Origin of the sequence: Dellaglioa algida (genome assembly GCF_030127605.1) — a bacterium.
Classification (GTDB): domain Bacteria; phylum Bacillota; class Bacilli; order Lactobacillales; family Lactobacillaceae; genus Dellaglioa; species Dellaglioa algida.
Map to the genome: position 1 here is coordinate 156004 of NZ_JANXLE010000004.1, position 19314 is coordinate 175317.

Annotated in this window: 20 protein-coding genes and 1 CRISPR repeat array (1 of these 21 only partly in view); of the genes, 9 read left to right on the forward strand and 11 right to left on the reverse strand. The window is 34.0% G+C overall.

Going from position 1 to position 19314, the window contains the following annotated elements:
• A CRISPR array of direct repeats spans window positions 1-1669; the repeat unit is 36 nt; unit sequence GTTTTAGAAGAGTATCAAATCAATGAGTTTATTAGC; it begins 545 nt to the left of the window's first position.
• A gap of 111 nt (window positions 1670-1780) precedes the next feature.
• Window positions 1781-2248 carry an Rrf2 family transcriptional regulator gene (locus N0K73_RS04910; RefSeq protein WP_112249752.1) on the reverse strand — a complete coding sequence of 156 codons (468 nt, stop codon included), beginning with the start codon at window positions 2246-2248 and terminating at the stop codon, window positions 1781-1783.
• Between the two features lie 117 nt (window positions 2249-2365).
• On the opposite strand from N0K73_RS04910, the gene N0K73_RS04915 reads away from it, so the two are divergent.
• Window positions 2366-3211 carry an SDR family oxidoreductase gene (locus N0K73_RS04915; RefSeq protein ID WP_112249754.1) on the forward strand — a complete coding sequence of 282 codons (846 nt, stop codon included), beginning with the start codon at window positions 2366-2368 and terminating at the stop codon, window positions 3209-3211.
• A gap of 156 nt (window positions 3212-3367) precedes the next feature.
• On the opposite strand, the gene N0K73_RS04920 is transcribed toward N0K73_RS04915, so the two are convergent.
• On the reverse strand, window positions 3368-4066 hold the full coding sequence (locus tag N0K73_RS04920) for a VIT1/CCC1 transporter family protein (protein WP_112249756.1): 699 nt from the start codon (window positions 4064-4066) through the stop codon (window positions 3368-3370).
• A 17-nt stretch (window positions 4067-4083) separates the two neighbouring features.
• Window positions 4084-4764 carry a VIT1/CCC1 transporter family protein gene (locus tag N0K73_RS04925; protein WP_057973473.1) on the reverse strand — a complete coding sequence of 227 codons (681 nt, stop codon included), beginning with the start codon at window positions 4762-4764 and terminating at the stop codon, window positions 4084-4086.
• A 131-nt stretch (window positions 4765-4895) separates the two neighbouring features.
• On the opposite strand from N0K73_RS04925, the gene N0K73_RS04930 reads away from it, so the two are divergent.
• Entirely contained in the window at window positions 4896-5354 is a 459-nt protein-coding gene (locus N0K73_RS04930) for a Fur family transcriptional regulator (protein ID WP_057973474.1), read from the forward strand.
• 186 nt (window positions 5355-5540) lie between these two features.
• Window positions 5541-6095, forward strand: coding sequence for a DUF4352 domain-containing protein (locus N0K73_RS04935; RefSeq protein ID WP_057973475.1), 555 nt, complete (start codon window positions 5541-5543; stop codon window positions 6093-6095).
• 41 nt (window positions 6096-6136) lie between these two features.
• Here N0K73_RS04935 and N0K73_RS04940 read toward each other — a convergent pair whose 3' ends face one another.
• Complete coding sequence (locus N0K73_RS04940) at window positions 6137-7177, reverse strand: protein kinase domain-containing protein (protein WP_112249758.1); 1041 nt, start codon at window positions 7175-7177, stop codon at window positions 6137-6139.
• Between the two features lie 47 nt (window positions 7178-7224).
• Between N0K73_RS04940 and N0K73_RS04945 the strand changes: the two genes are divergently transcribed.
• The gene (locus N0K73_RS04945) at window positions 7225-7647 is read left to right on the forward strand and encodes a hypothetical protein (protein ID WP_057973477.1); all 423 of its coding nucleotides are present in this window, start codon (window positions 7225-7227) and stop codon (window positions 7645-7647) included.
• A gap of 55 nt (window positions 7648-7702) precedes the next feature.
• Here the strand turns inward: N0K73_RS04945 and N0K73_RS04950 are convergent, their stop codons facing one another.
• A complete protein-coding gene (locus N0K73_RS04950) occupies window positions 7703-8920 on the reverse strand; it encodes a multidrug effflux MFS transporter (protein ID WP_112249760.1) in 1218 nt (405 codons plus the stop codon).
• Window positions 8921-8969: 49 nt separating this feature from the next.
• The gene (locus N0K73_RS04955) at window positions 8970-9962 is read right to left on the reverse strand and encodes an MBL fold metallo-hydrolase (protein ID WP_112249762.1); all 993 of its coding nucleotides are present in this window, start codon (window positions 9960-9962) and stop codon (window positions 8970-8972) included.
• A gap of 113 nt (window positions 9963-10075) precedes the next feature.
• Between N0K73_RS04955 and N0K73_RS04960 the strand changes: the two genes are divergently transcribed.
• Window positions 10076-10432 carry an iron-sulfur cluster biosynthesis family protein gene (locus N0K73_RS04960; protein WP_057973480.1) on the forward strand — a complete coding sequence of 119 codons (357 nt, stop codon included), beginning with the start codon at window positions 10076-10078 and terminating at the stop codon, window positions 10430-10432.
• Between the two features lie 39 nt (window positions 10433-10471).
• On the opposite strand, the gene yjeM is transcribed toward N0K73_RS04960, so the two are convergent.
• Together yjeM and N0K73_RS04970 are read right to left on the reverse strand one after the other, a co-directional pair.
• Window positions 10472-11947, reverse strand: a complete 1476-nt coding sequence (gene yjeM, locus N0K73_RS04965) for a glutamate/gamma-aminobutyrate family transporter YjeM (protein ID WP_112249764.1) — start codon at window positions 11945-11947, stop codon at window positions 10472-10474.
• Between the two features lie 32 nt (window positions 11948-11979).
• Window positions 11980-13416 carry a C69 family dipeptidase gene (locus N0K73_RS04970; protein WP_112249766.1) on the reverse strand — a complete coding sequence of 479 codons (1437 nt, stop codon included), beginning with the start codon at window positions 13414-13416 and terminating at the stop codon, window positions 11980-11982.
• A gap of 217 nt (window positions 13417-13633) precedes the next feature.
• Here N0K73_RS04970 and N0K73_RS04975 point away from each other — a divergent pair, with 217 nt between their 5' ends.
• Window positions 13634-14524, forward strand: coding sequence for a YitT family protein (locus tag N0K73_RS04975; RefSeq protein WP_057973483.1), 891 nt, complete (start codon window positions 13634-13636; stop codon window positions 14522-14524).
• Between the two features lie 15 nt (window positions 14525-14539).
• Window positions 14540-14728: a 2-hydroxymuconate tautomerase gene (gene thmT / locus N0K73_RS04980; RefSeq protein WP_057973484.1), complete on the forward strand. Its 189-nt coding sequence runs from the start codon at window positions 14540-14542 to the stop codon at window positions 14726-14728.
• Window positions 14729-14817: 89 nt separating this feature from the next.
• Here the strand turns inward: thmT and N0K73_RS04985 are convergent, their stop codons facing one another.
• Window positions 14818-15630, reverse strand: coding sequence for a Cof-type HAD-IIB family hydrolase (locus N0K73_RS04985; RefSeq protein WP_057973485.1), 813 nt, complete (start codon window positions 15628-15630; stop codon window positions 14818-14820).
• A 173-nt stretch (window positions 15631-15803) separates the two neighbouring features.
• On the opposite strand from N0K73_RS04985, the gene N0K73_RS04990 reads away from it, so the two are divergent.
• Window positions 15804-16127: a metal-sulfur cluster assembly factor gene (locus tag N0K73_RS04990; protein WP_057973486.1), complete on the forward strand. Its 324-nt coding sequence runs from the start codon at window positions 15804-15806 to the stop codon at window positions 16125-16127.
• A gap of 22 nt (window positions 16128-16149) precedes the next feature.
• Window positions 16150-17124 (forward strand): ABC transporter permease, encoded by a 975-nt coding sequence (locus N0K73_RS04995; protein WP_112249768.1) that lies wholly within the window; start codon window positions 16150-16152, stop codon window positions 17122-17124.
• Between the two features lie 51 nt (window positions 17125-17175).
• Here the strand turns inward: N0K73_RS04995 and fni are convergent, their stop codons facing one another.
• Window positions 17176-18216: a type 2 isopentenyl-diphosphate Delta-isomerase gene (gene fni / locus N0K73_RS05000; protein WP_112249770.1), complete on the reverse strand. Its 1041-nt coding sequence runs from the start codon at window positions 18214-18216 to the stop codon at window positions 17176-17178.
• A gap of 19 nt (window positions 18217-18235) precedes the next feature.
• On the reverse strand, window positions 18236-19306 hold the full coding sequence (locus N0K73_RS05005) for a phosphomevalonate kinase (protein ID WP_112249772.1): 1071 nt from the start codon (window positions 19304-19306) through the stop codon (window positions 18236-18238).
• Window positions 19307-19314: the final 8 nt, after the last annotated feature.

The window sequence follows — 19314 nt, forward strand, 5'->3', positions numbered from 1 at the left end:
AATCAATGAGTTTATTAGCTTATTAACAGCATTATCGGATGGTACCTCAGTTTTAGAAGAGTATCAAATCAATGAGTTTATTAGCATTCAGCGAGTATTTTTTTATCTGCCTCTAGTTTTAGAAGAGTATCAAATCAATGAGTTTATTAGCTTTCTTCATCAGTATCATCTCCGATTGATGGTTTTAGAAGAGTATCAAATCAATGAGTTTATTAGCAATGACAAAACCAGAAGAAGCTGATTATCTGTTTTAGAAGAGTATCAAATCAATGAGTTTATTAGCCTGTAATTCTGTTTTACCATGTGCCATTTTGTTTTAGAAGAGTATCAAATCAATGAGTTTATTAGCTATTAACGAAAAGCAGTTAGGTAAACAGTTGTTTTAGAAGAGTATCAAATCAATGAGTTTATTAGCGGATAAAGGAATATTACCCGAACAATTCTTGTTTTAGAAGAGTATCAAATCAATGAGTTTATTAGCTGATGAAGTACCAGAGCTAGGCGATACTGTGTTTTAGAAGAGTATCAAATCAATGAGTTTATTAGCAATGTCGATTCAGCAGTAATCGTGCCATTTGTTTTAGAAGAGTATCAAATCAATGAGTTTATTAGCTAAACTGAGTTCCATTGACTCAACTGCTCTGTTTTAGAAGAGTATCAAATCAATGAGTTTATTAGCTTTGAAAAATGATAAAGATTACAGCACTGTGTTTTAGAAGAGTATCAAATCAATGAGTTTATTAGCAATGGGATTTGAAGAACTCCTGAATAATCCGTTTTAGAAGAGTATCAAATCAATGAGTTTATTAGCTTATAATTATTTAATTAATAATAATTTAATGTTTTAGAAGAGTATCAAATCAATGAGTTTATTAGCTATAGTAATATGATTAGTGAATACAACTGTGTTTTAGAAGAGTATCAAATCAATGAGTTTATTAGCCGAAACATTTGGCGATTACTATACGCATGAGTTTTAGAAGAGTATCAAATCAATGAGTTTATTAGCGCCAATTGATAAATTTGTTCGTTATAAAAAGTTTTAGAAGAGTATCAAATCAATGAGTTTATTAGCAATCGATGATTACAGATTTGCAACGAAATCGTTTTAGAAGAGTATCAAATCAATGAGTTTATTAGCATATAAATCATATTCATCAATTGTGTCTTGGTTTTAGAAGAGTATCAAATCAATGAGTTTATTAGCAGTTGAAGCTGGCATTAGTATTGACGGATAGTTTTAGAAGAGTATCAAATCAATGAGTTTATTAGCACTTTCGTTCCATTTTGAAATAGACCCATTGTTTTAGAAGAGTATCAAATCAATGAGTTTATTAGCGGCCAGTGATTCACTAGTATTAAATGGCGGGTTTTAGAAGAGTATCAAATCAATGAGTTTATTAGCTTCTCTTCAACGTTTTTAACATCGTAATGAGTTTTAGAAGAGTATCAAATCAATGAGTTTATTAGCACGTCAGTTACTTATTGAATATATTGAACGGTTTTAGAAGAGTATCAAATCAATGAGTTTATTAGCAAATTTCATCACGACTGAATGAACCTTTATGTTTTAGAAGAGTATCAAATCAATGATTTTATTAGCTTCTTTGTTTTTAAATAATGAAGCTAACCCGTTTTAGAAGAGTATCAAATCAATGAGTTTATAAGTTATACCTGTAAAAAATGGATTCAAGAAGGGTGTTAGTTACCCTTCTTGAATCCATTTTTATTATACATCTGATAAGATTTGAGTCACTAAAAAAACCTAGACTACCACATCTCAAACAAACGGCATCATAATCTCAGAATTTTCAGGTCTACGATCTGTCTCCAATGTTGCTATTTGATGAATAATACTAGACAACATTATCTGACTCATTTCTTTCTCAATAGTTTCTTGAAGTAACGCATATTGTTCGGATAAAACATCTTGAATGTTACCACCGACAAAGCAGGCAGAATTTGTTTTAGGATCCACTTGAATTAAATTGGTATCATTTTCGATACTTTTATAGATATCTAATAAACTAATTTCTTTGGGTGACTTTGCAAGTAATGCCCCGGCCTGCCCATTAGTGGTTATAATCAAATTAGATTTTTTTAAAAGACTCATAATTTTTCTGACATTTGATGGATTCGTTTCAACACTATCTGCGATATTTTGACTGGATAAAAGATTTGTTCCTTGCGACATTTCAATATATGCAAGAATATGAATTGCATCGCTAAATTGGACTGAATATTTCATGATATTAATGCTCCTCCTTAAATGTAAGTCTTGACTATTTGCTCGATAGGTATTATTCTATACCTGTGATAAATAAATGTACAGGTAATATAAAATATGATTTAAGGGGCGATTAATATGACATATTTAGTAACGGGTGCAACTGGTGGTTACGGTAGTTATGCATTGAAGGTTTTAAAGGAGTTAGTTCCAATCTCAGAGACTTACGTGTTGGCTCGTAGCGAAGAAAAAGGTCAGGCACTGAAAGATGCTGGTTATCACGTTCGCATTGGTACATATTCTGATGAGGTATCAATGAAGGAAGCCTTGACGGGTATTGATCGATTGCTTTTTGTTTCAATGGGTACTGATAATCGACAAGCTAATCAAAAAAATGTTGTGAGTGCTGCAAAAGAAGCGGGTGTGTCATATATTGCATATACAAGTTTTCCAGATGCAGATAACTCTAAGAGCGGTCTTTCAGGTGATCATCGATTTACGGAAAAGCTAATTAAAGATTCTGGAATTGCGCATACTTTTCTACGTAACAACTGGTACCTAGAAAACGAAATGCCTATTATTGGAGCTGCTATGGCTAGTGGTAAATTTGTGTACGCTGCGGGAGAAGGTAAGACGGGATGGGCATTGAAACGTGAATATGCTGAGGTTGGTGCGAAGGCACTCGCTGGATCCGATTTCCCGGAAGTACTTGAATTATCACGTAAGCCAACAACTTACGTGGAACTCGCTGAAGCATTGGAAAAAGGGACAGGAAAGAAATTAGAAGTGATTTCTGGTAGTGATCAGGTGTTCATTGATAGTTTAATGGCTGTCGGATTACCTGAAAATGTTGCAGAAATCTTCTTGTCTTTTCAATATGATATTAAGGACGGGCAATTAGACGTTAATTCAACAGACTTTGAGAAAGCACTAGGTCACGATTTGACGCCTTTCCCCGAAGCGTTGAAGGAATTGTTAAAATAATAATAAAATTTTGATAGTACTTATTTTCTATTCAGGGATAATTGGTCCGGATAGAAACAAAAAATCCAAGTAGTTACTTTAAACGGAAGTGTTTTATTCTAACCGTTATGTGGGTAGTTACTTGGATTTTTTTATGAATTAAATAGAATAATGCGTTTAAAAGAACTGTCCGATACCATAATGAATGAGCATTGTGATGAATCCAATAATAATATTTCGAATGATGGCAACTTTAATTTTACCATCCCCTAATTTAGAACTAATAAATGCTGTTAGGGCTACGGCTATGGAAACAGCAATTATTGTGCCCACCATTTTCCAATTACTTGGTAAAATGATAATAGCTAATAATGGGAAGATGCCACCTAGTGCCGCAGAAATAAATGAAGAAAAAGCAGCATCCCAGGGATTCATATAGTGTCCTAATTCAAGTCCGTATTTAACGCTAATAATGGTTTCTAATGGTTTTTTCTGCATTAATTCTGTTGCAATCTCAAGAGACGTTGCTTGAGAGACACCCTTTGAAGCGTAAAAGGATTGAACTTCTTCAATTTGAGTTGCGCGGTTTGTCAGCATTCTTTGTTGTTCAACGGCGACGGCTGCTTTTTCGGTATCACTTTGTGAACTAACTGAGGCGTACTCGCCGGCTGCCATCGAGAATGCGCAGGCAATTAAATCGGTGAGTCCTGCAATGAAAATAATAAAGTTATTTGTTGTAGCGGCGGCAACACTGAACAAAACGCCAACGACGGTTAAAATACCATCGTTAGAACCTAGTATACCTGCGCGAAGTGAATTGAGTTTTTCATCCATTGTTTTATATTTTTTGGTATTAATTTTTGTTTCAGTTGTCATAAATAAAGTGTCCTTTCTTAGTGCGCGAATAAGGTTCCGATGAAATATGTAACTAACATAGTTAAGACGCCAGAAATGATATTACGAATAATGGCTTTTGAACGGTTTGAATTACCTAAAGTAGCAGCACTAAATCCAGTAATGGCAAGTGCGATAATAACGGAAATAAATGTGGCCGTAACTTTAAATTTAGCGGGGAACATGGTGATGGCTAGCAAGGGTAGTAAAGACCCAATAGGGAAAGAAATCATTGACGCAATGGCGGCTGCATAAGGATCTGTGTAAACCTCGGGGTTAAAACCATATTTTTCACGGACGATAGTCGTTAGCGGGTTGGCAGTCATCATTTCTGTTGTTGCTTTTGAGGCTAACGTTGATGAAATTCCGGTTTTTAAATATTTTTTATAAACAAATGCGTATTCATCATCGTAATTATTTTTTAAATTAAATTCTGAATCAGCCGTGGCAACTTCTTGTGAATCTTTTTGAGTACTTACGGAAACATATTCTCCCATTGCCATAGAAACCGTACCGGCTAACATACCAGCGATACCTGAAATGAAAATTGAAAAATTATTACTGGTGGCACCGGCGACACCAATAACAATTCCAGCGACTGAGAGAATGCCATCGTTGGCACCCATGACACCCGCTCTTAAAACATTTATTTTCTGCGATAAAGATATTTTTTTAGACATAAACAACTCTCCTTTGTTATAATGATTCTAAATATATAATCATTATAAACTAAATTAATCGATAATGTCCATAAATTTTATAAATTATGCGATAATGGTTGTAGCTAATCGAGAAAACGGGGGTCGTTGAATTGACTGATAAGAATTTAGAACAAGCATTGGATATTTTAAAAGATCGTGGTATAAGGATTACGCCACAACGAAAGGTAATTCTTGAATACTTGGTTACGCAACATAATCATCCATCTGTTGAACAAATTTTTAATGGTATTAAAGATGGTAGCGTAGGCCTCGGCATAGCGACCGTGTATAATACGTTACAAATACTGGTTGCTCAAAAATTAGTTATCGAATTATCAAATGGTGATGATGGTAAAATGCGTTATGATTATTTCGGCATTCCACATTATCACGCTATTTGTCTTAATTGTGGGAAGATAACGGATATATTCACAGAATTAACTTTTCATGAGGCAGAGCGTGAGGCAGAACAAAAAAGTGGTTATCTAATTGAAAGTACACATGTTGAAACACATGGTTACTGCCCAGAATGTCAAATAAAGCTGGGACTGACGAAGATTAATAAATAATAATGGAAAAAGTATTATCGGGTTACGTTGAATAAATAACGCAAGCTAATAATACTTTTTTTTATTTGTGCATTTTAAAATAAATGGAAAAATTTAAAAACTATGCAAAATGCAGACGTTTTTTAATTGTTAATTTATTATACTTAAAAAAGTAATAAGAGTTTAATTTAGAAGGAGTGTATTAATTTGGCAAAAAAAATAACAGATGCGGATGGGAATACGTATGTTAAGAAGAAACCATTCTATAAACGAGTTTGGTTTTGGATTTTAATCATTATCTTAGTTATTGCTGGAATTTCAGTATCAAGTAGTGGTTCTTCAAATGGGGGAGAAAAGGTTGGTTCAAGCACGCAATCGACTAAAAAAACGACACAATTTTATAAAATTGGCGATTCTGTTAAAGTGGGGAAAGTTACCTATAAATTAACGAGTGTCCAAACGACTACAGAACGTAATGAATACGCTGATACAAAACCAAAGAACGTTTTTATCGTTAAATATACGGTTGATAATCAATCGGAGGATGACGTTCCAGTTGGAACAGATTTAGAGGCTTATGGACCTGATAACAAGAAACTGGATTCATACGCATTAAATACAACATTAGATGCAGTTGCTGCAGGCAAGCAAATGGATGTAACGGCTGCATATGGGACGGATGAACTTGGACAGATTGAACTCCAATTTTCACCTTTAGTTTCGTTTGATAAGGCTGCTAAATTCAAAGTTAATTTAAAATAATAAAATACATCTAAGAAAAATAAATCTTTCTTAGATGTATTTTATTGTATTTTAATTTTTAATAATGTTGCAATTGTTGTCAGCAGGAAGCCATTAATAGTAAACCAGATGATGATAAACAGGATTATTCCGATTATTTTTAATGAAAAAGTACCATTTGTGAAATAATTGATTGGTTTAATTCGATTAAAATAAGCTAAATATCTGAAAAAAAGATACGGAAGGAGCATTAAAGTGGAAACAATTACCCAATTAAATCCTGTTTCAGCCAAATTGTTGAGATTAAATTCAGAAAGAAGTGATATGATAAAAAGAATATAGACCGTCCAATCTAAAATGGTGAACATTGGTTTCGATTTTTTTTTGGAAGTTAACGCTTGTTGCATGTCACTAATTGTCTGAAAACGTTGTGCCGGATCAATTTGGGTTGCTTTTTCAATGACGAATCTTAGATTTTTAACTTTTGAGCCGGTTAAATCTAGATTTGATTGTAATAACACTAAATTTAAAACAACTCCCAGTGAATAAATATCACTTCTAACATCTGTTTCCGCAAAACCAAAATGTTCCGGTGAAGCAAATCCAATTGTTCCTAAATGGACGGTATCACTCTGTAAATCGCCCTTATAGATTCTGGCTGCATGAATATCAATTAATTGGTAGTTGCCGTCTGTAGTTTGAATAATGTTAGTCAATGTAATATCACGATGTAAAATACTTATTTCATGTAGGTCCGAAAGGCTATCTAATAATTGAGTGGCAAGCTTAATTATTTGTTGGAAGGTTAAGGGTGTGATATTTACGACATCGGTTAGTGTTGAGCCGGATATGTATTCCTCAATTGTCATTTTAAGTGTTGGCTCCGTAATTATTTCAACAATTTTTGGCATATGACGTGGTATTTTATTGTTGTAAGCAGTAACTAATTGTAAGTCATTGTCAGAAATCAATTTAGCGACAAAAATTTGTGATCTTTTTTTAACAAGCAATGGACTTGGTGAGTCACTTTTAAGCCTACTGATAACTTGATAATCTTGGGAAAGTAGCAGAGTTTCTATTGTGTCATCTGAAGGAAATGTCAAAATATCTCAACCTTTCAAAAATTATAGTTGTAGGGAGTACTAATATAATGGATAAAAATACTAGTGAGTTTATTAATCAAATAAAAAATGCAGACTCAAGTGATCATTTAAATAATTATCAATTTATCCCAAGCGATGCAGCGGGACATTTAAAAAATTTATTAAAATTAAAAAAAACAAAAAAAATTGATGTTATTAGACGTGCTGATTTAAATGCAAGTTCCGCGTATCAATGGTTTGATGGACGACGTAATCCGAATAGAAATGCACTAATTTCGTTAGGATTTGGATTTGAATTGTCTCTAGAAGAAATGAATATCTTGTTGAAACAAAGTAACTATTCACAATTATACGCAAAAAATAAGCGAGATGCATATATTATTTATTCGTTATTACATTCAGAAAATAAATCTGAATTAGAAACGCACTTGACGATGAACAATCTGGAACCATTGTATGAAGAAAAATAAAAAGGCGACGACAACCAACTTAATTGAGAAGGTTGTCGTCGCTTTTTTGAAAAAGTTAAATTTCTACTTTCTTTCTAGAAATACTTAAATAAATGATTAATGCAAAAAATTCGCAAATTAAAATTAAGATGGTCATTGGAATATACGAATGGTCACCCATGATGCCAACAAACGGTGACAGGATACTTCCAACCAGATTCATACCTACGCCTAAAACGGCGGATGCACTTCCGGCATGTTGGCCTTGTTTTTGCATTGCTAATGAAAATGCCGTGGTATTGACAAGTCCTACCATTGAGACAATGAGGAATAAACTAATTAATACTAAAGGTAGTGAATTACTGATGAACAGTGATATTGTTAATAACAAGCTTCCAAGTAATGCGAGATAAACACCCAATTTAAGCCCAGTATTTTCGGAAAAACTATCTGAAATTCGGGAACTTAGCTGAGACATTAAAACAATACCGAATCCATTGATTGCATATACCAAACTAAACATGTTTGATGATAAACCGAATAGATTTTGTAAAACAAATGAAGATCCTGAAATATAACAGAACATTGCACCAGAAATGAATCCTTGAATCAAAGCGTAACTTAAGAAAAATTTATCAGAGATCAAATTTTTAAGAATGTTACCTGTCGAATCAAGAGCAGCTTCTGATTTAGATTTAGAGAGTGTAACTTCATTTGTTTCAGGTAAGGTTATTAATACGACAAAGAATAGCAATAGGCCAATGATGGTTAGAATAACAAAGATACCACGCCAAGATGTAAATTTTAAGATGAAGCTACCAATTATTGGCGATATGATTGGGAAAATACCATTCACTGCCATTAAAAGAGAGAAGAACTTTGTTAACTTTTTACCGGAATATAGATCACGGGCAATTGCCCGCGAAATAACAAGACCAGCAGATCCAGCTAATCCTTGCAGTAAGCGTATAGCAATTAAAATAGTGATATTTTGGCTTGTTGCTGCAATGACAGATGTGACGGCGAATAAGACTAAACCCCACAATAAAGGTTTTCTACGGCCTATTTTATCGCTATATGGGCCTACGATTAATTGACCAAGCGCTAACCCTAATAAACAGGTGGTAATTGTTAGTTGAGTAAGGGACGCATTTGTATGTAGATGTTGTTGGATAACCGGTAAAGCAGGTAAATACATGTCCATTGAAAGTGGCCCAAACGCGCTTAATGTTCCTAGTAATACCGTTAAAAATAACTCATGTTTTTTTGGATTTTTAAAATAAGTTAAAACCAACTGATTCACGTCCTTTTAAATGATTAAGTAAGCATACCATAAATAAATGTTAGTAAGATACCGTATTATCGGTAAAATTTGGGTCCATTACGATTAGTTGTTTAGGACTGACTGATAATCTATTTAAAAGCTCATGTACATCTAATTGAGATAGATGTGAACTAATGGAAAGTGCATTTTTATTTTTGTTGTCTTCAAAATAATCTGCGAGAACATATCTATTTTTGGGCGTTATGGTAAATGAATCTGAGACATCTTTAACGTTGATTAAAATATATTTAGCGGGATCATTTTTAATTACCGGAATACTGGAACTATCTAATAATATAGTTTTTGATTCGGGATAAAAGTAAGCTAATAAGTGATTTAACTTGGAATTAAGAACAACTATTTTATCTAATTTTTTAGCTAGGACGGTTAAACTGTAAACTAAATGAAGATTTTCATTAGGTAAAGTGATGGCTGTTAGATCGTTTATTTTAAGTTGTTTATTGAGGTGGTCCAGAATTGTAATTTCAGTATAATTATTAACGTTCGGTTCGTGATTAGTATCCAAGATTAGAGTGTCTAATGGTGATTGATTTATATGGTGGATCCATTTTTTTGTTCTCTTCTTACGGGGCCCGTTTAGCCTTGTATCGCCTGTAAAGAAAACTCGTTTGCGGTCATCATCTTCGATTAAAAATGCTAGAGATCCAGTATATATAGAATCTGACATTAAGGCCGTAATCGTAAAATCATCTATAATTACGGGTATGTTAACTGGGATAATCTTATAATTTAATTGTGTTTTTTCAAGTTCACCTAATAAAATAAGTTGTTGTCTCAATTCAAATGCTTCCTTTGACAAGTAAATAGGTAAATCAGTCATAAGTTTTGATGAGAGAATTTTTTCTTGTGCGTCTATTGAGAAATGCGTTAAAAAAAGAGCAGTTACTTTTTCTGTGGGGACCACATTCACGTTAAATTGGATTGTTGAATGTGAACGCTCAAACTTTAATTGAGTACCGTAACTATTTTTAGTTAAATTAATTGTGGTCATAATGTGCCTCACTTTCTAATTAAGGTTATCATACCACGACATTTGAAGTCGGTATAGTTGTCATGAATAATAGATGGTGTACAATATAGTTATTAAAGAAAGGTGGTAATCTTATGTATTTAAAAGCTAGTGAAGATGCAAAGAAGAAAATTATGAAACTTGTTGGTGATGATTCGGATATTTTGCTTGATTTTGATGACGGTGTTGGTGCTTTATCAAAAGCGGGAACATGTTCATTGGATTCGAGCTTCAGATTATTGATTGTCAACAGTCAAAATGATAGTGAGGCATATGATGAAATCATCGAGTCTGATTTAGGGCCAGTCAGAGTAAAAGGATATAGTAAGACCTATATGGACGAAAATATGCAACTCTTGATTAATGAGAGATTTAACACGTTATCGTTGCATGGTGATAATTCAGGTCTATTAACGGGTACAGTTAAATTAGAAAATTTTGCTAAGAATTAATAAAAATGACGTAAACAATTTCTTGTTTACGTCATTTTTTTATTTATTTTTTAACTTTCGTTCATAACGAGAGTAGTAAAGGAAGGCAACTAATCCAGAAATAACGGGACCAGCGACCATCCAAAGGGCGTTACTTAATGAGTCACTGATGACTGTGAAGATAATTCCAAATGCTAGAACTAACCAGACGAAAATAGTAATAATATTTGTCATGGTTTTATTTTTATACACTTCAAAAGGTCGATTTAAATCTTGGCGTTTTTTGAAAAATGGAAATGCACCAATTAGGAATAGGTAAGGAACAGAGGTTGAGATATTACCCATTAACGTTAATTTTGAATAAAATAATGTTGAATTTGAACCACCGAATGATACGGCCATGATGATTACGATTACGACTATAGCTTGAACCCACATTGCAAATTCAGGAATGTTGTGTTTGTTCAATTTAGTCATTCTTGGTGTCCATATTTCCTTTGGCGTTCCAAGAATGAAAGATTTAAGTGGTGAGTAGATAAGTACAAAGAAAGCGCCTGTGTAGGCCATAAACATGCTTAAACCAGTAATTCTGGCAAGGGTATGACCCAAAATCGTAGAGGCACTAGCACTCATGCCGAAGCTTTGACCGGCAAAATTACCAAGGTTCTCCATTAAGACATAAGAAATATTACCCAAGTTAGCATTTTGACCACCAAGTTTACTCCAATTTGTACTAACTCCCCAGAAGAAGATTGAGATGGAATAAGCAAAAAGAATCAGTAAGGTCGAAACGATTAATCCTTTCGGAAAATTCTTTTTGGGATTTTTGATACTGTCTGTGACACCACTAACTGATTCCATACCACCGTATGCGAAAATAGCAAAAACAATAAATGAAACTAAGGCAATAGGTGATTGATAGTTAGGATTTCTAGAAGTAATAATGCTGGTCATACCGTGCCATGGTTCTTGTAACGCACCATGATTAACGATTAAGATGATAACACTTAGTATCAGGAATAAGGCATTTAAGCCTAGAATTGCAATACCACCAATGGAAGAAATCTTAGCAATACTGCTGATTCCTCGACTTGCAACAAATGTAACCATTACAATCCATAGAATAGCAAGGATACCAATAGTCTGTGTAGACGATAAACCAAAGATTGCCCAAGACTGAGTTTGATCACTTCCAGCAAATATTGTAGAAAGTGGAATCCAAACCTTAGAAGCAATTGATACCATCCAGACAATCCATGAGAAAAGCCAGATGAAGGTCCCCATGAAAGCAAGTTTAGGGCCAATTGATTCTGCTAACCAAGAGTAGATGCCGCCCTTTGATTCATTTAGTGCTGAACCATATTCAGCGAACATTAGAGCAGTTGGTAAGAAAAAGAAAAATGCGGCTAAAACGTACCAAATAATACTGGCATATCCCATTTGAATGAAAGCGACGGGCGTGTTAGCAAATCCAAAAATTGTTGTAAATATCATTAAAATAAAACTTGTTAGAGAAATCTTCTTTTGTTTGTCCATTAGACTTTGTAATTCCTTTCAGTTTCTTATATTTATAAGTTTTGATCAGTTTTGAAATTTAATGGTGAAAAGTCAGTGGACAGGGTGATTAGTTTGCCAATTAAGGCTTTAACTTTAATCTCGGCATCGCTGGCAATTTTTAGATTTTCTTTAGTTAAAAAATCAGTAAGATCTGCGTTGTTTTTTGAAATAGATTTCGACTGAATTGATTTTACGTTAGCGTTAAATTGGCTAGTTAGTTCTTTTTGTAAATCCTTTAGTAAAGGCCCAAATTCTAAGTAATGGGAATCAATTAAAATACCCAACTGTTTGTATAACCAATAAGTAGATTTATCGTCATACATATCGGTACCAATTTTGTAATTTTCTGGCGTATCCGTGATACCAGCGAAGAAAGGCACATAAACGCTTTGAGCCGTGACACCCATTGATAGCCAGTGAATACCACCAATTTCAAAAGGTAATGCTGGATTAATTTGTAGAATATGTGATTCTTGTGTTTTTGCTAAACTAACGGGTCTAAATTTATGTTTATCTTGGGTTGACCCTGAACCAATTGGATCATATTGGGTTCCCTGGTAGTGTGACCCGAGGATTTGTTCCAAGTCTTCAAGTTGAATTAAGTTATCCGCTTGACGGATGAATGGGAGGTCCATACTCATAGGATCTTGGGTTTCAGATGATGGCGTTAAAAGTAGTTGGCCATACCAAACTCTTGGTGTGCTGTAGATAGCATCAGATTGGTCATGCGTTCCAAATATATTTCTAAAATTAAATGAGTCTCTTTGATTATTTAGATGATTATCAGTAACGAATTCTTGAATACCAGTGCTGAACATAAAATTCGTAGAATCAGTAAAATCAATTTCTTGAATGGCTAACTGATTGGCAACAACGGCATATGAATCATCTGGAATGCGTTGAGCAACCCAATGGTGACCAGTTGCAATTTCCATATACCAAACATCTTTTTTATCTGAGAATAAAACACCATTTGTTTCGCTTGAACCGTATTTCTCAATTAAGGCTCCAAGATAGCTGACACCTTCTCTTGCAGAGTGGATGTAGGGAAGTGTGATGGTAACAATAGCTTCTTCACCAATACCATTTTCAGGTAGCAAAGGATCATAACTTAGGACGCGACTATTAGCGTAGGCACTCTCAGTTGCACTCATGGCGACACCGAATTCATTAAATCCGTCTTCTTCAAAAACGCCAAAATCAGGAGTCCATTCAGGTGTTGATGAATATTTTCCACGAATTTTTGGTAATGCCATTTTAAATTGATTATCAGGTGATTCAAATAAAGGAGATTGGTCAAATTCTGTATGTGGGTGAACAATAAAATGTTTTGGCCAAGCCGTCTTAGCATCTTCATTACGCCCAATAAATGTTGACCCGTCTGCGGTAGCTTTAGAACCAGCTAAAACGCTTGTACATGCTGAAAAATTGAAAGGGTCCGTTGTCATGGATATTTCTCCTCCTAATGGATAAATTTATATATCACCATTTTATCATTTAATTGTCATTTTGAACGCCATATGAGAATAAATAATCAAAATAAACCGGTTACCTTGTATAATGTTAGTTTAATAGAAAAATTAAATGAGAGATTTCTCATTTTATTAATAATTTTATCTAATAAAAGGTAAAATAAATAGAATCACATATTAAGGAGGAAAATTTATGAAGTTACCAATTTCTGATACAAGTAAACGATTAGGCATGATCGGATTTTCCGGCTTATTGATTGCCTTAGCACTTAATTTCTTTCTGATTCCTGGAAATATTTTTGGTGCTGGCGCAAATGGTATTGCTCAGTTAATTTCTGCCATCTTTAATGACTTATTTCATATTAAAATAGGCACTGGTTATTTAATTATGTTAATAAATATTCCGATTGGTATTTTAGGTTGGTATAAAATTGGTCGCACCTTTACGTACTACAGTATTTTGACCGTTGCAGTGACAACAATTTTTACTATCATTTTACCGGTACATCAATTATCAACTAACCCATTAATGGCAGCATTATTTGGGGGAGTGATAACAGGTGCGGGTGTTGGATTTGCATTGAAATATGGATTTTCAACTGGTGGTATGGATATTATTGCGCTAGTTCTTACTAAAACAACAGGACGAACGGTTGGCTCATTAATGTTGCTAACGAATATGATCATTATTTTAACGGCGGGTTTTTATTTTAGTTGGGAAAGTGCTCTTTATACAATTATTTCGAATTACGCTATGTCACGAGTTGTTGACAGCATCCATACTTCTCATGAAAAATTAACGGCCTTTGTTGTTACAAAAAAGGCCGATGTCATTATTAGCACGTTACAAAAATCATTAATCCGTGGGATTACAGTTATTGATTCAAAAGGGGCATTCTCAAACGAGAATAGCAAAGTGTTAATGTTAGTTATTACACGTTATGAATTATATAATTTAAAAATGAGAATTAGAGAAGTTGATCCAAATGCCTTTATAAATTTAGTTAATACGGCTGACATTGAAGGTAACTTCTTGAACTCGGATCAACAAGAATTATTGCGAAGAGAACAATTAACGAAATAAGAAGGGAGAATTATTATGCCTATTGTAAATATTGATTTAATTGAAGGACGCTCGCAAGACCAGCTTAAAAATTTAGTTAAAGATGTTACCGATGTTGTCGCAAAAAATACTGGGGCACCTGCAGAACACATTCATGTTATTTTAAATGAAATGCGAAAAGATCGTTATAGTGTTGGCGGTGTTTTAAAAAGTGACGAAAACTAATCACTATTAAAAATGACCTATGGATATTAATATCCGTAGGTCATTTTTTTACAAAAAAAGCTAGACCAACATTGGTCCAGCAATAAATATTATTTAGCTAAGTTTAAGTAATCTTCTAGATAGTGGGCAAGTCCATTTTCTTGATTATTTAATGTAGTGACATCATTAGCTAATCCTCTAATTTCAGGAGTACCATTTTGCATAGCAACACCCCAACCGGCATATGAAAGCATTTCTTTATCGTTACTTTCATCACCAAAGGCAACAATATCTTTCTGCGCGATACCATAGTAATCAGCCAGGTATGAAACGCCAACGGCCTTTTGGATACCCTTTGAAACAACTTCAAGGACTGCTTTTGGGCCACCCCAAGTGTTTACTTCAATCACATCGCCATATTTTTTTAGTAATCTATCCGTAATTAATTGCTTTTTGTCTTGATCAACAAACATAGTAATCGATGTTGGATCATGTTGCAGGTTCTGTTGATTAAGAATCTGATTTGATTTTAAAGCTTGCGGGAAAAAACCTTCAACTAATTGACTTGTGTTATCTGCTAGGAGCATATGTTTTCCTTCAGCAGCCAACATGTTAATACCAAGTTCTTTCCTTGAATTCAGGATATCAAAAACAATATCGCGATTAATTGTATATTCATATGATTTATCCCAATTTTTATGAGGAATATGAGCCAATGCACCATTAAAATTAATCATTGGTGTTGTTAAGCCTAATGAATCATATATTTGTTTTGAGATTCGATAAGGGCGACCTGTCACAATACTGACAATGTGGCCTTCGGCAGTTGCTTGGCTAAGTACTTTTTTTGTGGTTGAACTAACTTCCGCCTTATTATTTAAAGTGGTACCATCTAAATCAATTGTAATTAACTTTTTATTCATATGTTTATGTCCTCCATTAACTTAATCTAAAATATCATATAACCGTACTGAATTCTAGTACAATTACTTTTTTACAATGGTAAAGAGTTTAATAACATTAAAATAATTGATTGCATTGCCAAAATATAAACGATAAACTGTAAATATTAGTTCTTCAAGAGGAGGTTAATCCTATGGCAGAGAGACGAAATATAGAAATAATTAAGCAAGATATTTTAGCGCGTTTAGAAAAAGTTATGGATCCTGAATTGGATATGGATATTATTAATTTGGGGTTAGTTTACGAAATAGAGTTAGATAATGACAATAATTGTAATGTACAAATGACTTTAACAACAATGGGTTGCCCTTTGACAGGGATTTTATCGGATTTAGTTGAAGATGCTTTAAAACCAATTCTTGAAATACAAAAGGTAACTGTGCAATTTATCTGGAGTCCAGCTTGGTCAATTGATCGTATGTCAAGATACGCGAAGATGGCATTGGGTGTACATTAAAAGTTAAGGGGTAACTGAGTTCATGATGCGAAGACGATACATATTCATAGTGGTTATTTTATTACTCACATTTTTCACTACTTTTTTATTTTTTAAGATGCAGGAAAAGGATTTAATTACAAAATTAGATAACCATAATCTTTCTGAAAATGCGTATGTTCTTAAAACAAAGGAACAAAATTTGGATAACTATAATACGACATTAGTTAATTCAAAAAAAATATCTGATTTTCAAATCCATTATCAGGTGAAAAATAAGAAAAATGTTTCTTATTTTTACGCGAAAGGTAGTTATGAACAGCCACCTATGGTTTCTGGGACTTTTTTCTCAAGCAATGATTTCTTATCAGAGGTGCCAGTTGCTGTGGTAGGGCGAAACGTTAGCAAGACGCTGTATTCACCATTTCACCAGCAATATTATAAATTAAATGGTCAATATGTTGCTGTTATCGGGATTATGGGAGATAAATACAATTCTGAGTTAGATAATCAAATTTTTATTGCAATGTCAGACGCTAATCCAAGTAAATTAAAGGCAGAAAATGCAAACATTATACTTGATTCAAAGGATTTAATGACGAAGCCAACATTAACTTCAAAATTAGCTAATACGACTGTTTCTAAACAAGTTAAGGCAGATCTTATTTTAACTAACCATTCATGGATTCGTCGGCACTGGCAACAAACAATTGGGTTGTTAGCAGTAATCGCCGGCGTTGCTCTTGCAACTTACATTTGGGTTGTGGGGGTTAGCAAACAAATTCGAAATCAGAAATTTATTAAACAATCAAATAAACTTATTATTTGGAATAATTTGTTAATTTATACGGGATCGTTTTTGGTTGGTGGGTTATTAGGGACAGCTATTGGACAATCGCAGTTTTCAATTAAAACAAATACAATGATTCTATACGAATTTGAGGGTAGTCTGTTTATCATTGCGTCTGTCATTTTCTATTTTGTAATTAACAGGAAAGTTACTAAACAGAATAAGTAATAAAAAAACTTTAAATCGTTGTTAGCAAAGGCTAACTGATTTAAAGTTTTTTTATTGTTTTTGGTTTTTAAAATTTTGTAACTCAGACGATAAAATATATCTGACGCCTGTTAAATCGGTTATCTTTTTGACACCAAGTAGCGTCATAAGCATTTTAATTTTTGTTTGGTAGTCAAAAATAGTTTCTGTTAAGGCGTCTTGACCTTGTTTATTAAGAATATGTAAGAATGTTCCTGATAAACCAACACTTTTTGCACCCAAAACTAAACATTTTACAATATCTAACGGTGTGCGAACGCCACCTGAAGCAAAGATGGTTAAGTTATTTTGAAATGAGCTTGTATCAATAAGACTTTCAGCAGTTGACAGACCCCAGTCTTTGAGAAAAGAAAAATCTTTATTATGTCTACGTTCATTTTCAATCATCGCAAAATTTGTACCGCCATGACCAGAAATATCAACATAACGGACGCCAATATCAGATAGTTTTCTTACTGTTTCATGGGACATCCCAAAACCGACTTCTTTGACAATAACGGGAACTTCAAGCTTATTTACAAGTGTCTCGATATTTTTTAACCAATAAAATTCACGTTCACCTTCTGGCATAACTATCTCCTGAGCAGCATTGATGTGAATTTGGATTGCGTTAGCATCAATCATATCGATGGCTTTTTTTGCTTGGTCTAGGGTAGCATTTGCGCTCAAATTGGAAAAGATAATTCCGTTTGGATTTTTTTCACGTAACACTTTAAATGTGTGTGCAACGGAAGGGTCTTTCAAAGCGATACTTTGAGACCCCGTCGCAATTGTTGTATTTGTAATCGCCGCCACCTCGGCTAGTTGTTGATTCAACATACCAGTCCGCTCACTGCCACCAGTCATAGCATTAATATAAAAAGGAGATTTAAAAGAAAAATCAGGGAGTTCGACACTTGATTGAATGTCGTTAACGGAAAGTTCAGGAAGATTTGAAGGAATAAGTTTAATTTCGTTTAATTGATTATTCGATTCTTCAGTGAATAGTTTTTCTGCAATAAACACATGCTCATCTTTTCTATGACTTTGAATTAAATTAGCGTCTTTACCCATGAGTGAACTCCTTACTTTCTTAATTTAATAACGTTACTTTGATGTCGAGAGGTTGGATGTCATTATTTAACCAATCGTTAAATAATGCGCTGCGATTTGTTTTTGAAGTTGCCAGGGCAATTCCGCAATCACCACCACCTGCACCTGATGTTTTTGCGGCGGCGTGCTGTGATTCCGATAAATCGCAAAGCGCTGTTAAGGCGGTAGTCTCAATTACAATCTGACTAGCGTGGGCTAGATGTTGTAAAATCAAGCGATTATGTGTCACTTCTTTTTGAATCATTGCTGAGTCGTTTCGCTCAAAACCTTTAATCATAGCGTTTACACATTTTTTTGAATCTTCTAAAAATTTAAGATATGTTGATTTTTGTTTTCCTTTAAAAAGAGCCATTTTATCTACAAAAATAGATGTTGAAGCCGGAGAACCAGTCCAACCAATTAACAATTCGAGGTCATGAGGTTGTTCTAGACGCTCAATTGAAAGCATTGGCCAGCTCATCGTTAACAGGTCAACTAATGGTGTATCTTGTCTCATAATCCTTAACCAGTCCCGGTCAAATGAATGGTAAGCAATCCAACCTCCGTAGACGCTTGCGGCGATATCCCCGAGTGAGCCATTTCCTTGAACATCTAGGTGGGCCATAGACGCCAACTTAAAGAGAGCATCGTCTGTTAATTTTAAGTTATAAAATAACGAAAGGGCTCTAACAGTGGCTACGGTTACCGCAGCAGAACTACCTAGGCCATATTTTTTACCGTCAGTACTATCTAAATCACTATCAATATTGACATGATAATTAACCATCTGTTTTCCAGTAGACTGTGCGTACAATTCTGTTAAACGTATTGCGGATAATATGTAATGAAAAGGGTTATCCCGGTTATCAAAAATGATTTTGTTTCCTCGTCGATGCCAAGATAAAGAATTTTCTTGATATTGTTCCGATGAAATACTACCAGTTTCTTTACTTTCTTTAATTGTGACTGTCACAAATTGATCGATGGCGACGATAATTGCCGGTGATCCGGGTTCAACAATTGCATATTCTCCCGCAATATAAAGTTTTCCTGGTGCTTTAGCGGTTATCAAATAACTCA

Excerpts from the sequence above, each read along its gene's own strand:
- N0K73_RS04920 (WP_112249756.1), bottom strand. The coding sequence starts at position 4,066 with ATGACAACTGAAACAAAAATTAATACCAAAAAATATAAAACAATGGAT.
- N0K73_RS04990 (WP_057973486.1), top strand. The coding sequence starts at position 15,804 with ATGGCAGAGAGACGAAATATAGAAATAATTAAGCAAGATATTTTAGCG.
- N0K73_RS04975 (WP_057973483.1), top strand. The coding sequence starts at position 13,634 with ATGAAGTTACCAATTTCTGATACAAGTAAACGATTAGGCATGATCGGA.
- N0K73_RS04955 (WP_112249762.1), bottom strand. The coding sequence starts at position 9,962 with ATGACCACAATTAATTTAACTAAAAATAGTTACGGTACTCAATTAAAG.
- N0K73_RS04945 (WP_057973477.1), top strand. The coding sequence starts at position 7,225 with ATGGATAAAAATACTAGTGAGTTTATTAATCAAATAAAAAATGCAGAC.
- N0K73_RS04985 (WP_057973485.1), bottom strand. The coding sequence starts at position 15,630 with ATGAATAAAAAGTTAATTACAATTGATTTAGATGGTACCACTTTAAAT.
- N0K73_RS04925 (WP_057973473.1), bottom strand. The coding sequence starts at position 4,764 with ATGTCTAAAAAAATATCTTTATCGCAGAAAATAAATGTTTTAAGAGCG.
- N0K73_RS04910 (WP_112249752.1), bottom strand. The coding sequence starts at position 2,248 with ATGAAATATTCAGTCCAATTTAGCGATGCAATTCATATTCTTGCATAT.
- N0K73_RS04995 (WP_112249768.1), top strand. The coding sequence starts at position 16,150 with ATGATGCGAAGACGATACATATTCATAGTGGTTATTTTATTACTCACA.
- yjeM (WP_112249764.1), bottom strand. The coding sequence starts at position 11,947 with ATGGACAAACAAAAGAAGATTTCTCTAACAAGTTTTATTTTAATGATA.
- N0K73_RS04915 (WP_112249754.1), top strand. The coding sequence starts at position 2,366 with ATGACATATTTAGTAACGGGTGCAACTGGTGGTTACGGTAGTTATGCA.
- N0K73_RS04960 (WP_057973480.1), top strand. The coding sequence starts at position 10,076 with ATGTATTTAAAAGCTAGTGAAGATGCAAAGAAGAAAATTATGAAACTT.
- fni (WP_112249770.1), bottom strand. The coding sequence starts at position 18,216 with ATGGGTAAAGACGCTAATTTAATTCAAAGTCATAGAAAAGATGAGCAT.
- thmT (WP_057973484.1), top strand. The coding sequence starts at position 14,540 with ATGCCTATTGTAAATATTGATTTAATTGAAGGACGCTCGCAAGACCAG.
- N0K73_RS04970 (WP_112249766.1), bottom strand. The coding sequence starts at position 13,416 with ATGACAACGGACCCTTTCAATTTTTCAGCATGTACAAGCGTTTTAGCT.